This window comes from Sphingomonas sp. S2M10, assembly GCF_012650175.1.
Classification (GTDB): domain Bacteria; phylum Pseudomonadota; class Alphaproteobacteria; order Sphingomonadales; family Sphingomonadaceae; genus Sphingomonas.
On sequence record NZ_JAAILI010000022.1, the window covers coordinates 59,650 to 72,966 of the forward strand.

General features: G+C 67.2%; 10 protein-coding genes. 3 read left to right on the forward strand and 7 right to left on the reverse strand.

Features of this window, described 5'->3' with window-relative positions; all coding sequences use genetic code 11:
• Positions 1-15 precede the first annotated feature (15 nt).
• Positions 16-1,818 carry an aspartate--tRNA ligase gene (aspS, locus tag S2M10_RS06300; protein ID WP_168845345.1) on the reverse strand — a complete coding sequence of 601 codons (1,803 nt, stop codon included), beginning with the start codon at positions 1,816-1,818 and terminating at the stop codon, positions 16-18.
• A gap of 146 nt (positions 1,819-1,964) precedes the next feature.
• On the opposite strand from aspS, the gene rnd reads away from it, so the two are divergent.
• Both rnd and S2M10_RS06310 read left to right on the forward strand, forming a co-directional pair.
• Entirely contained in the window at positions 1,965-3,140 is a 1,176-nt protein-coding gene (rnd, locus tag S2M10_RS06305; protein WP_168845346.1) for a ribonuclease D, read from the forward strand.
• Entirely contained in the window at positions 3,137-3,427 is a 291-nt protein-coding gene (locus S2M10_RS06310) for an I78 family peptidase inhibitor (protein ID WP_168845347.1), read from the forward strand. The genes rnd and S2M10_RS06310 overlap by 4 nt, the downstream gene beginning before the upstream one ends.
• A 19-nt stretch (positions 3,428-3,446) precedes the next feature.
• Here the strand turns inward: S2M10_RS06310 and S2M10_RS06315 are convergent, their stop codons facing one another.
• Both S2M10_RS06315 and S2M10_RS06320 read right to left on the reverse strand, forming a co-directional pair.
• Positions 3,447-4,679 (reverse strand): cyclopropane-fatty-acyl-phospholipid synthase family protein, encoded by a 1,233-nt coding sequence (locus S2M10_RS06315; RefSeq protein ID WP_168845348.1) that lies wholly within the window; start codon positions 4,677-4,679, stop codon positions 3,447-3,449.
• Positions 4,680-4,719: 40 nt separating this feature from the next.
• Positions 4,720-6,093, reverse strand: a complete 1,374-nt coding sequence (locus S2M10_RS06320; protein ID WP_168845349.1) for a deoxyribodipyrimidine photo-lyase — start codon at positions 6,091-6,093, stop codon at positions 4,720-4,722.
• A 113-nt stretch (positions 6,094-6,206) separates the two neighbouring features.
• Here S2M10_RS06320 and S2M10_RS06325 point away from each other — a divergent pair, with 113 nt between their 5' ends.
• Positions 6,207-7,094 (forward strand): diacylglycerol kinase family protein, encoded by an 888-nt coding sequence (locus S2M10_RS06325; RefSeq protein WP_168845350.1) that lies wholly within the window; start codon positions 6,207-6,209, stop codon positions 7,092-7,094.
• Positions 7,095-7,157: 63 nt separating this feature from the next.
• On the opposite strand, the gene S2M10_RS06330 is transcribed toward S2M10_RS06325, so the two are convergent.
• From S2M10_RS06330 to S2M10_RS06345, 4 genes are all read right to left on the reverse strand, one after another.
• Positions 7,158-9,842, reverse strand: coding sequence for a valine--tRNA ligase (locus tag S2M10_RS06330; protein WP_168845351.1), 2,685 nt, complete (start codon positions 9,840-9,842; stop codon positions 7,158-7,160).
• A 69-nt stretch (positions 9,843-9,911) separates the two neighbouring features.
• Entirely contained in the window at positions 9,912-10,265 is a 354-nt protein-coding gene (locus S2M10_RS06335) for a response regulator (RefSeq protein ID WP_064312884.1), read from the reverse strand.
• Positions 10,266-10,305: 40 nt separating this feature from the next.
• On the reverse strand, positions 10,306-12,699 hold the full coding sequence (locus S2M10_RS06340; protein ID WP_168845352.1) for a response regulator: 2,394 nt from the start codon (positions 12,697-12,699) through the stop codon (positions 10,306-10,308).
• A 47-nt stretch (positions 12,700-12,746) separates the two neighbouring features.
• Positions 12,747-13,316 carry a DUF2062 domain-containing protein gene (locus tag S2M10_RS06345; RefSeq protein ID WP_168845353.1) on the reverse strand — a complete coding sequence of 190 codons (570 nt, stop codon included), beginning with the start codon at positions 13,314-13,316 and terminating at the stop codon, positions 12,747-12,749.
• Between the last annotated feature and the right edge of the window lies 1 nt (position 13,317).

Below are 13,317 nucleotides of genomic sequence, written 5' to 3' on the forward strand. Positions count from 1 at the left end.
ACCGCCCGCCTCCGCTCAGCCGGCCTTGGGGCCGTCGACGCCCGGCGCCAGGCGGATGTGCAGTTCCTTGAGCTGCTTGTCGCTCACCGCCGACGGCGCGTGCATCATCAGGTCCTCGGCCTTCTGTGTCATCGGGAAGGCGATCACCTCGCGGATGTTCGGCTCGTCGGCGAGCAGCATCACGATGCGGTCGACGCCCGGCGCCGAGCCGCCGTGCGGCGGGGCGCCGAACTTGAAGGCGTTGATCATGCCCGCAAAGTTCGTGTCGACATCGGCCTGGGTATACCCCGCGATCTCGAACGCCTTGTACATGATCTCGGGCTTGTGGTTCCGGATCGCGCCCGAGGACAGCTCGATGCCGTTGCAGACGATGTCGTACTGAAAGGCGAGGATGTCGAGCGGGTCCTTGGTCTCCAGCGCCTCCAACTCGCCCTGCGGCATCGAGAAGGGGTTGTGGCTGAAATCGACCTTCTTCGCGTCCTCGTCATATTCGAACATCGGGAAGTCGACGATCCAGCAGAATTCGAAGCGCTTCTTGTCGATCAGCTCGAGCTGCTCGGCGGCGCGGGTGCGCGCCAGGCCGGCGAGCTTGGCCGCCTGGGCTTCCTTGCCGGCGGCGAAGAAGATGCCGTCGTTCGGGCCGAGGCCCATCGCTTCGGCAATGGCCTTCATGCCGTCCTGGCCGTGGTTGTTGGCGATCGGGCCGCCGAACACGCCGTCCTTCTGCGTCGCATAGCCGAGGCCGGGGAAGCCTTCCGACTGCGCCCAGCTGTTCATGTCGTCGAAGAACTTGCGGCTCTTCTCGTGGGTGCGCGGCGCCGGGATCGCGCGGACCACGTCGCCGCCTTCCACGATCGAGGCGAAGCGGCCGAAGCCCGAGCCCTTGAAGAAGTCCGACACGTCGGTGATCACCAGCGGGTTGCGCAGGTCCGGCTTGTCGTTGCCGTATTTGAGCATCGATTCGCGGTACGGGATGCGCTTGAACGGCAGCGCGCTGACGCTGCGGCCCATGCCCTCCCAGTCGGCGAACTCCTCGAACACGCCGTGCAGCACCGGTTCGATCGCCGCGAACACGTCGTCCTGGGTGACGAAGCTCATCTCGAAATCGAGCTGGTAGAATTCACCGGGGCTGCGATCGGCACGCGCGTCCTCGTCGCGGAAGCAGGGTGCGATCTGGAAATAGCGGTCGAAGCCGGCGACCATCAGCAGCTGCTTGAACATCTGCGGCGCCTGCGGCAGCGCGTAGAACTTGCCCGGATGGACGCGGCTGGGGACGAGATAGTCGCGCGCGCCCTCGGGGCTCGACGCGGTGAGGATCGGCGTCTGGAACTCGGTGAAGCCCTGGTCGATCATACGCCTGCGCAGCGACGCGATCACGTTCGAGCGCAGCAGGATGTTCTTGTGGACCTTCTCGCGGCGCAGATCGAGATAGCGGTTCCGCAGGCGGATCTCTTCGGGATATTCCTGCTCGCCGAACACCGGCATCGGCAGGTCGGCGGCGGCCGACTGGACGGTGACCTCGGCGGCGCGGACCTCGATCTCGCCGGTCGGCAGGTTCGGGTTCACCACGCTGGCATCGCGCGCGACGACCGTGCCGGTGACGGTGATCACCGACTCGGAGCGCAGCGACTCGATCGCCTCGAAGGCCGGGCCGCTCGCGTCGGTGACGATCTGGGTAATGCCGTAATGATCGCGCAGATCGACGAACACCAGGTCGCCATGGTCGCGCTTGCGGTGCACCCAGCCCGACAGGCGGACGGTTTGCCCGACATCCGCGGAGCGGAGCTGGGCGCAGGTGTGCGTGCGATAGGCGTGCATGATGCGGTTCTTCTCACCTTGGCGTCTTCCCGCCACGCTCGGCGGTGCCGGATCGGGCCGGCGCGACGATATTGAAACACTATGACCGCGCGCATTCCGGTCACACCCCACTTTTGTCAACCCGAAGACCGGTATATGGGCATGCGATGCACATTCATGGTCTGATCGAAGACAGCGTCACCCTCGCCGATCTCTGCAAACGCCTCGCGAAGTCCGACTTCATCACGGTCGACACCGAGTTCATGCGCGAAAACAGCTACTGGCCCGAGCTCTGCCTGATCCAGGTGGCGAACGACAAGGAGGCCGCGGCGATCGATCCGATGGCCCCGGATCTCGACATGGGCCCCCTGCTCGACCTGCTGGTCGACAATGAGGACGTGCTCAAGGTGTTCCACGCCGGCGGCCAGGACATCGAGATCGTCTACAACCTCACCGGCAAGACCCCGCACCCGATGTTCGACACCCAGGTCGCCGCGATGGCGCTCGGCCAGGGCGAGCAGATCGGCTATTCCAACCTCGTCGACACCTATCTCGGCATCGTCGTCGACAAGGGCGCCCGCTTCACCGACTGGGCGCGCCGCCCGCTCGACAAGCGCCAGATCGACTATGCCATCGCCGACGTGACCCACCTCTCCAAGATCTTTCCCAAGATGCTGGAAAAGCTGCGTAAGTCGGGCCGCGGCGTTTGGCTGGACCAGGAGATGGAGCGCATCTCGGATCCGGAGAACTATCGCAACGATCCCGACCAGGTGTGGCAGCGCGTCCGCATCAACAGCCGCAAGCCCGAGGTGCTCGGCCGCCTCAAGGCGCTCGCCCGCTGGCGCGAGCTGGAGGCGCAGGGCAAGGACCTGCCGCGCGGCCGCATCGTCAAGGACGAGACGCTGGCCGACCTCGCCGCCAACCCGCCGCGCAAGCAGAGCGACCTCGCCAAGGTGCGCGGCCTCTCCGCCGCCTGGGCGGGCAACGACATCGGCGGGCGGATGATGGACGCGCTCGCCAATGCCAAGCCGATGCCGGCCGACGAAATGCCCGGCCGCGAGGAGCGCAAGCCCGCGCTCGGCAAGGACGGCGCGCTCGTCGCCGACCTGCTCAAGCTGCTGCTCAAGATCCGCGCCAAGGAAGTCAACGTCGCCCCGCGCCTGCTCGCACGGTCGGAGGATCTGGAGGCCCTTGCCGCCGGGGTCCGCAAGGACCTGCCGATCCTTGAGGGCTGGCGCTACGAACAGTTCGGTCGCGACGCGCTTGCCCTGGTGGAAGGCCAGCTCGCTTTCGCGGTGCGCAACGGCAAGCTCAAGATGAGCCGCACGGAGGAACCCGCATGATCCGCCGCACCCTCTTTCTGGCCCTGCTCGCCGGTGCTGCCGGCTGCGCGCCCAAGCCGAAGGCCGAGCCCATTCCGGCGATGGTGGAGTGCGACGCGAATCGGATCCAGTATCTGAAGGGCAAGCAGCGCGCCGCGATCGACGAGGGCGAGGCGCTGCGCCATTCGGGTGCCAACCGCATTCGCTGGATCGAGCCGGGCTCGGCCGTGACGATGGACTTCCGCGTCGACCGGCTGAACCTGCACGTCGACAAGACCGGCACGATCACCGACGCCCGCTGCGGCTGACATGCCGGCGGAAGCGGGGTCAGCCCCGCTTCACCAGCGTCATCTGGATCACGTCGATCCCGCCGCCCCGGAAGCCGCCCTCGCAGTACATCAGATAATAGCGCCACAGCCGCACGAAGCGCGCGTCGAATTGCGCCGGCAGCAGGCCGGCCGCGGCGGCCGCATCGAAGCGTTCGCGCCAGCGCCGCAGCGTCTCGGCATAATCGAGCCCGAAGGCGTGGCGATCGCGCCACTCCATACCCTCCGCCTCGGCAAGCGCGCGGAACTCGCTTTCCTTGAGCAGCATGCCGCCGGGGAAGACATAGGTCTGGATGAAGTCGACGTTGCGGGCATAGCCCTCGAACATCGTATCGTCGAAGGTGATCACCTGCAGCGCGGCGCGGCCGCCCGGCTTCAGCGCCCGTGCGATGGCCGAGACATAGGCCGGCCAATATTCGCGGCCCACCGCCTCCGCCATCTCGATGCTGGCGACCGCGTCATACTGGCCGGTCACGTCGCGATAATCGGTAAGGCTGAAACGGGCGCCGTCCAGTCCGGCGGTCCGCGCCTCGGCCCAGGCCATCTGCTCGGTCGATAGCGTGATGCCGTGCAGCTTGCGCCCCTGGCGCAGTGCCAGCTCCGCAAAGGACCCCCAGCCGCAGCCGATCTCCAGGATCATGTCGCCGGGCTTCGTGGCGGTGCGATCGAGGATCGCCTGCAGCTTGGTTTCCTGCGCTGCCACCAGACCCGCGTCCGCATCGCCGAAGATCGCGCTCGAATAGCTCATGCCGGCATCGAGCCAGGGCGCATAGAAATCGTTGCCGAGGTCGTAGTGGAAGGCGATGTTCTTGCGCGACCCGCCGCGATGGTTGCGGCGCATCCAGTGCATCAGCCGGCGCGGCAGCAGCGAGAGCCCGCGCGAGCGCGCCTGTCCCGCCAGCCCGGCGCGGTTGCGGCCGAACAGTGCGAACAGCTGCACCGGATCAGGGCTCGACCATTCGCCCTTTTCCCAGGCCTCGTACCAGCCCGAGGACCCGCCGGTCGCCAGCCGCACCAGCGCGCGCCAGCTGTGCAGCGCCACGATCGCCGCCGGCCCCGGAGCGCTCCCGCCCAAAAGCCGCGCCTGCCCGTCCGGCGTATGCACTTCGAGGCTGCCTTCGGCGATGCCACGGTCCAGCCGATCGAGCTGACGATGAAAGAAATGGCCGAAAAGAGCCAGCGGCCCGGAGCCGCGCACAGCGACTCGTACAGTATCCTGCCCCGGAGCATTCATGCCGCGCTTCATGCACGCCTGATCGCGCGGGGCAAGTCCCTCAGCGGATCGCCCGACCCGCGGCAAGCGCACGGTCGCGGGCATCGCGATGGCTGATGCGCTTGGCTGGATAGTCGGGCGGGCGGCATCCCGCTTCCTCGGGATCATGGATCGCGGCGTCCGGCAGCCTCGCCAGCTCCGGCACCCATTGCCGGATATAGCCCGCCGCATCGAACTTCTCCGATTGGGTCAGCGGCGCCATCACCCGGCTCCACTGGCTCGAATCGACGCCGGAACCCGACACCCACTGCCAATTCACGGTGTTGCTGCCATAGTCCGCATCGACCAGGGTATCCCAGAACCAGCGCTCCCCCTCGCGCCAGTCGATCAGCAGATGCTTGATCAGAAAGCTGGCCGCGATCATCCGCACGCGATTGTGCATCCAGCCGGTCGCCCAGAGCTGGCGCATGCCGGCATCGACGATGGGGTAGCCAGTCTGCCCACGCTGCCAGGCGCGCAGGTCGGCCTTGGCCGCCTTGCCGGTCCGCCATTCCATCGCGTCGAAGGCAGGGCGGCCGTTCTTCGCGGCATAATCGGGAAACTGGCAGATCAGGTTCTGGGCGAAATCCCGCCAGCCCAGCTCGCGCAGATATTCCTCCACCTGCCCGCCCGCGCCCTCGAGTGCATGCCAGACCTGCGCCGGCGAAACCTCGCCGAAATGGAGGTGCGGCGAGAGGCGCGAGCTGCCCTCGATCGAGGGAAGATTTCGCGTATCGTCGTACCGCGCGGCGTGATCCTTGAACCGACGGAGCCGCTTGTGCGCACCCGCTTCGCCCGGTTCCCATTCTTCGCGAAAGCCGGCGGCCCAGTCGGGAGCGGAAGGCAGCAGCTGCCAATCGTCCAGCGAGTCGCTCGCCGGCCATTTTGCGGGCGCGGCGATCCGCTGCGGCACGCGTAGGGGCTCGGCCGGCGGCAGGCGCTCGCGCAGCGTCCGCCAAAAGGGCGTGAAGATCTTGTAAGGCGTGCCAGACCCGCTCGTCACCGTGCCGGGCGGCAGCAGATAGTTCCCGTCATGGCAGCAGAGCGTCAGCCGCTTCGCCACCGCCCGCTCGGCATTGCGCCACCAGGGTTCATAGTGCCGGAGGCAATGGACCGCCTCTGCCCCCACCTCCTCCGCAAGCCGGGCAAGCTCCTCGTCGCTCCTGCCACGACGCAGGACCAGCCGCGATCCCTTCGCACGCAGCGCGGCGTCGAGCGCCGAAAGACTATGGTGCAACCACCAGCGCGAGGCGCCGCCCATCGCCCGGTGCTTCGCCGTTTCGTCATCGAGGATGTAGACCGGGATCACGGTGCCCGCATCGACCGCCGCCGCAAGGGCGGGCTGATCGGCGAGGCGAAGATCGCGGCGGAACCAGAGGAGAACGGGAGCGGTCATAGGCGCACAAACGCGCAAGTTCAGCCGAAGGCGACCTGTACCGAAGAACAGGGCAGCCGGACCCGATCTCGGCAGCCGTGCGTTACGGGACCGTCATCAATCGAGGGGGTAGCATGCAGTTCCAGTCGGCGGCGATGATCGTGAACACCAAGTCCCGCCACGGCCAGGACTGGTTCGACCGCGCCTGCGCTCGATTCCACGGGCAGGCGATGGCGGTCGACGCGCATGCGGTGGACGACCCGGACCAGCTGGAGGCGACGCTGGACAAGGCGCTGGCGAAGAAGCCAGAACTGGTGATCCTCGGCGGCGGCGACGGGACGGTAAGCGGGCTGGTGGACAAGTTGGTCGGCACCGGCGTGACGCTGGGCGTATTACCGCTCGGCACCGCGAACAGCTTCGCCCGATCGCTCGGCATTCCGCTCGACGTCGACGGTGCGGTGAATGCGATCCTGCAGGGCATTGCCAAGCGGATCGATCTGGGCATGATCAACGATGATTATTATGCGAGCACCGCCGCAATCGGCCTCTCGCCGCAGATCGCGGAGACCGTGCCGCACAACGCCAAACGCTGGTTCGGGCGGATGGGCTATCTCAGCTGGGCGGCGCTCCAGTTCCTGAAATTCAAGCCGTTCACAGTGATCGTCGGCGAGGGCGCTGATGCCCAAAGGCTGCGCGCTGTGGAGGTGCGGATCTCCAACGGCCCGTTCCATGGCGGCACCGAGCTGGTTGACGAAGCCGGGGTGACCTCGGGCGAGATCGTCGTGCAAGTGGTGAAGGGCCCGACCAAGGCGCGGCTGGTGCGCAACTGGGCGGCTTCGGTGCTGCGGCTGGAGGCGCGCAAGGAGGATACCGTCACGTTTCGCGGGCAATCGCTGCGCGTCGCGACCGAGCCGGTGCTGCCGATCTCGATCGATGGCGAGGTGCTGGCCGAAACGCCGGTGACCGCGAAGATCGCGCCGGCGGTAATCGATGTGATGGTGCCGGCGGCCGTCCAAACCTAAGCCAGTCCCCCTCACCCTTCCCACCGTCTTCGGCGCGGACGGTTGAGGGGGACTTGGTCTAGATTACCCCAGCCGCGCCAGCGCCGCCGAGAGCCGCTCGGCCTCGGCCGCCTTCTCGGCGTGATCGGCGCGGGCCTTCTCCACCGCCTCGGGCTTGGCGCGCTCGACGAAGCTCGGATTGCCGAGCCGCCCGGCCAGCCCATCCCGCTCCTTCTCGGCCGCGGCGATCGCCTTAGTGAGGCGGGCGCGCTCGGCTTCGAGGTCGACCACGTCGCCAAGCGGCATCACGAAGGTCGCCTCGTCGACGACGAGCTGCAGCGCGCCGCCGGCAGGGGCATCGCCCTGCGCCTGATCGACGCGGCCGAGCCGTGCCAGCGCCGCTTCCTGTCCGATCAGCCGAGCCGCCGTTTCGGGCGAGGCATCGCGGACGTGCAGCGGCAGGCGCGCGCCCGGCGGCACGTTGAGTTCGGTCCGCGCGGCGCGGATCTCGCTCACCAGTCGGATCAGCCAGTCGATCTCCTGCGCCGCCGACGGATCCAGCGCACGGGCATCGGCCATCGGCCACTTCGCGACGATCAGGTCATGGTCGCGCGGGCCCATCTTCGACCACAGCTCTTCGGTGATGAAGGGCATGAACGGGTGGAGCATGACGAGGATCTGGTCGAGCGCCCAGCCGGCAACGGCGCGCGTCTCTTCCGCATCGGCGGCGGCAACGCCCTCGCCCTGCAGCACCGGCTTGATCAGTTCGAGATACCAGTCGCAGAAGCGGCTCCAGACGAACTGGTAGATGCTGTTCGCCGCCTCGTCGAAGCGCAGATCGACCAGCGCCAGGTCCAGCGCCTGCACCGTCGCGATGGTTTCCGCGATGATCCAGCGGTTGACCGCCAGCTCCGCCGTCGGCGCCTCGAGATGCTTGCTGGCCGAGATGCCATTGGCCTGGCAGAAGCGCGCAGCGTTCCACAGCTTGGTCGCGAAGTTGCGATAGCCCTCGAGCCGCTTCTCATCCATCTTGATGTCGCGGCCCTGGCTCTCCATCGCCGCCATGAAGAAGCGCAGCGCGTCGGCGCCATACTTGTCGATCATGCCCAGTGGATCGACCGTGTTGCCCTTGGACTTGGACATCTTCTGACCGTCGGCTGCGCGGACAAGACCGTGCAGATACAAGGTCTTGAACGGCACTTCCTTCATGAAGTGCAAGCCCTGCATCATCATCCGCGCATCCCAGAAGAACAGGATGTCGAAGCCGGAAATGAGCACGTCGTTCGAATAGCGCCCGCCGAGCGTCGGGTCGCTGTTCTCGGGCCAGCCGAGCGTCGCGAACGGCCACAGCGCCGAGGAGAACCAGGTATCGAGCACGTCGGGATCGCGGGTGAGCGCTACGCCCTCGCCTGCCTGTGCCTGCGCCTCTTCCTCGGTCTCCGCGACATAGGGCTTGCCGTCGGCATCGAACCACGCCGGAATCCGGTGCCCCCACCAGAGCTGGCGGCTGACGCACCAGGGCTGGATGTTCTCCATCCAGTTGAAATAGGTCTTTTCCCAGCTCTTCGGCACGATCCTGGTCGCGCCCGAGCGGACCGCCTCGATCGCCGGCTTGGCGAGCGTCGCGGCGTCGACATACCATTGGTCGGTCAGCCACGGCTCGATCACCTGGCCCGAGCGATCGCCATAGGGCGTCTGGATCGTGCGGGGCTCGGCATCGTGCTCGGCGCCTTCCTTGTCGACGAACGGCACGAGGAAGCCCTCGTCCTTCAGCCGAGCGACGATTGCCTTGCGCGCCTCGAAGCGATCAAGCCCGATCAGCTCGGCCGGGACCGACCCGTCCTGCGTCTGGCAGATCGCCGCCTTGGCATCGAGCATGTTGAGCATCTCGCCAGCTTTGATGCCGGCGCGAATACCCACCTCGAAGTCGTTGAAATCATGTCCCGGCGTGATCTTCACCGCGCCCGAGCCCAGTTCCGGATCGGCATGTTCGTCGCCGACGATCGGGATCAGGCGGCCGGTGATCGGAAGCCGAACCTGCTTGCCGATCAGCGCCTTGTAGCGCGCGTCCTCGGGATGCACGGCGACCGCCATGTCGGCCAGCATCGTCTCCGGGCGCGTCGTCGCGACCTGGATGAAGCCCGATCCGTCCGCCAGCGGATAGCGCAGGTGCCAGAAGTTGCCGCGGACTTCCTTGGTCTCGACCTCGAGGTCCGAGATCGCGGTGCCGAGGCCCGGGTCCCAGTTCACCAGGCGCTTGTCGCGATAGAGCAGGCCCTGGCGATGGAGCTCGACGAACACCTTGAGGACGGCCTTGGAGAAGCCCTCGTCCATGGTGAAGCGCTCGTTCGCCCAGTCCATCGAGCAGCCGAGCCGGCGCAGCTGGCGGGTGATCTGCCCGCCGCTCTCGGCCTTCCATTCCCACACCTTGTCGACGAAGGCCTCGCGGGTGAAATCGGTGCGCTTGCTCCCCGCGGCGTTGAGCTGGCGCTCGACCACCATCTGCGTCGCGATGCCGGCATGGTCGGTGCCGACCACCCAGCGCGCGTCCTTGCCCTTGAGCCGCGCGTGGCGGACGAGGATGTCCTGCAACGTGTTGTCGAGCGCGTGGCCGATGTGCAGGCTGCCCGTCACGTTGGGCGGCGGGTTGACGATCGTCCAGGGCTCGGCGCCCTCGCGCTCGGGGCGGAACAGGCCTTCGTCTTCCCAATGGGCGTACCAGCGGGATTCGATGTCGGCGGGGTCGAAGGTCTTGGGGAGTTCGGTCATGGTGACAGGGGCTTTAGCGTTGCCCCTGCCCCGCGCACAACCCTTGCCCGCGCACCCTTGGCGCAGACGTCAGCTGAGCGTGCTGAGCACCTTGTCGACGCGATCGAGCGTGAACGGCTTGGAAAGGACCGGACGATCACGATGCAGCGGCGCGATGCTGTCATCGGCACCACCGGTCGCCAGCACGAAGGGGATGCCGAGTTCGGCCAGCTTGTCGGCCACCGGCCAGCTCTGCTCGCCGCCGCGCAGGTTCACATCGAGGATCGCCGCGTCGATGCCGCCCGCGCCGATCCGGTCCAGCGCCTCCGCCACGGTATCGGCGGTTCCCGCCGGCACGCGGTCCAGCGCGTCGAGGAAATCCTCGAGCATCATGGCGATCAATGGCTCGTCTTCGACGATGAGGATGTTACGCGGACCCTGCATATAGCCCCCTTTGCAGGAAAAATGATTACGTGCCAAGCACTTATTTGGTCACCAGGATCTCCTGAACCGCTTCTGCAAGTTGTTGCACGGAAAAGGGTTTAGGCAGAAAGGCGACATTGTCGAGATCGATCGAACGCCGCAATTGTTCCTCGGCATAGCCGGACATGAACAGGATCGGCAGGTCCGGCCAGCGCTCTCGCACCTTGCGCGCCATGCTGGGCCCATCCAGCACCGGCATCACGACATCGGAGACGAGCAGGTCCGGCTTCTCCATCGTCTCAATCGTTTCGAGCGCGACTTCACCATTTTCGGCGGTGACCACCGAATAGCCCTGGCGGGTCAGCGCGCGCTCGGCAATGGCGCGGACCATGTCCTCGTCCTCGACCACCAGGATGGTGCCGGTACCCCAAAGATCGGCGGGTTTCTCCTTGGTGACCGGCAGCTTGGCGACGGCGGCCTCGGGTGCGGTGTGAACCGGCAGATAGATGGTGAAGGCCGCGCCGCCGCCGGGATTATTCTCGGCAAAGATATAGCCGCCCGACTGCTTGATGATGCCGTATACGGTCGACAGGCCCAGGCCCGTACCCTTGCCTACTTCCTTGGTGGTGAAGAAGGGCTCCCAGATCTTGGGCAGGATTTCCGGCGGAATGCCGGTTCCGGTATCCGAGATGCGCAGCGCCGTATAGTCGCCCACCGGCAGCACATCGTCGTCCATCCGTCGCACATCGGCGGAGGACACCGCCAGGGTCTCGATGGTCAGCGATCCCCCGCCGCTCGGGTTCTTGCTGAGCATCGAATCGCGGGCATTCACCGCGAGATTGACCACGACCTGCTCGAGCTGTCCCGGATCCGCGCGCACCGGGCCCAGGTTGCGGCCATGCTTGACATCGAGCGACACGGTCTCGCCGAGCAGACGCTTCAGCAGGTTCGAGACTTCGGAAATGATGTCCGGCAGCTGCAGCACCTGCGGCCGCAGCGTCTGCTGACGCGAGAAGGCGAGCAGCTGGCGCGTCAGGCTGGCGGCGCGGTTCGAATTGGCGCGGATCTGCTGGATGTCGTCATAATCGCTGTCGCCGGGCGAGTGGCGCATCAGCATCAGGTCGCAGTGACCGATGATCGCGGTCAGGATGTTATTGAAGTCGTGGGCGACGCCGCCGGCGAGCTGGCCCACCGCCTGCATCTTGGTTGCCTGCGCGATCTGACGCTTGAGCTTGCCCTCCTCGCCCGAGTCCCGCAGGCTGAGCAGCACGGCGGCGTCACCCAGGCCGCGCGCGCCCGCGATGGTGATCGCCACCGGCTCCTCGGAGGCGTCCTTCAGCCGGACGGTGATCTCCAGCGACTGGGGCGCGCCGCCCGCAAAGCGCCGCACCGCGTCCGCCAGCGTCGCCTTGTCCTCGCGCACCACCAGGTCGCCAGGATAGAGCGGCGGGGCGGCGGGATGGACGCGCGCGGTGCGGACGAACGCGTCGTTCATCATCAGGAACCGGCCGTCCCGGTCGATCAGCGCCAGCCCGGTGGGCAGCAGCGAGATCAGCGAATGAACATGCGCGGAGGCGCTGCCGGCCAGCGCCGGACTGGCGAGCACCACCGGCTCCTCGTCGAGCAACGCGACCAGCAGCGGCGCCTCGTCGCCTTCGAGGAACGGGATCTGCAGCACCCGCAGCGGCGTGCCCTCGATCCCCTCCCGCTCGAAGCGCACCTGCCCCATCGAATCGGTGATCAGCATGCCGGCGAAGTCGCGCCCATCGACGATGGCATCGGCATTCCCCATCGCGCGGTGGCGGAAGACGCGGTTGGCCGATCGGATGCGACCATCCGGCGCGACCAGCACCACCATCACCCCCGCCCCGCCCAGGCGGTCGCCGGTCGGTCCGGCCAGCAGCCCCTGGACCTGCACGGCCAGATCCAGCGCGTGGATCCCGATGAAGCGCCACACCAGCGATTCGTCGCCGACCCGGACCACCCGCACCGCCACCTGGGCGCCGAACACCTGAACGTCGCTGCACCGGCTCTCGCCGTCCCGCCAGGCGGCCCGGGCGCAGGCACCCAGCGCGCGCTCTCCGTCCTCCCCGATCGGCAGATTGGGCGGCGTCGGCCAGCCGCCGAACAATGCCTCATAGCGCGGATTGGCGCAGACCAGCCGGCCGCTGCGATCGGTGACCGCCAAAGCATCGTCGCTGGCGGAGGCCAGCGCATGCGCAATTGCCCAATCGGTGTAGCGCTCGATGCTGGTGCTGGGCGATCGAAACAACCGGCCGATCGCCAGCATCACCCCGGCCGCGAGCAACGCCGCTCCCAGAAATCCCGCGGCAATCGCGCGATCGTTCAGGCTGAACAGGATCGCGGCGGCAGCGGCGACGCCGGTTACGACCACCGCCACGAGAGGCAGCAGCAGCGAAGGCTTGGGCAGCTCGGCGTCGGGCAGACTTGCCATCGGTCACCGATGTTCCGTCACCGCTCCAGCGTCAAGCGCGGATCGCGTCATCTCGAACGCGGAACGATTGCGGCTGGATGCGCGGCGCGGCGAAGCTGCAGCCGCCGCCGACGTTTGCGGACGATCCACCAGCGCCACAGGAGCGCGCTGGCGAAATAACCAAGAATGGCGAGCACCACCGCGAGGGTGACCAGCCCGGTCAGCAATGCCGGCCCGCCCCGATGAAGCAGCCAATCGAGCCAGCCGGGTGTGTCTCCGGCCAAAACTCCCGCCGAAAGGCGCGGACCGAGCATCCAGCTGCCGAGCCAATAGGCTGCGACCCAGAGCGGCGGTGTGGTGAAGGGGTTGGTCAGGAAGGTCGTTGCCGCTGCAGCGGGAATGTTCGCGCGGAGCGGCAAGGCAAGAACGGCGGAAGCCGGAATCTGCCCCATCGGCACAAGGATGCCGGTCAGCATCCCCAGCGCCACGCCCCGCGGCACCGATCGGCGGGTAAAGCGCCACAGCGCGCTGTGCATCACCCGCCCGGCCACCGGCTTCAGCCAGCGATTGGTCTCGATCGATTCGCGGCTGGGCACCGCCTTGTCGGCCAGGCGGCGCAGGCGGCCCGGCGGGATCATC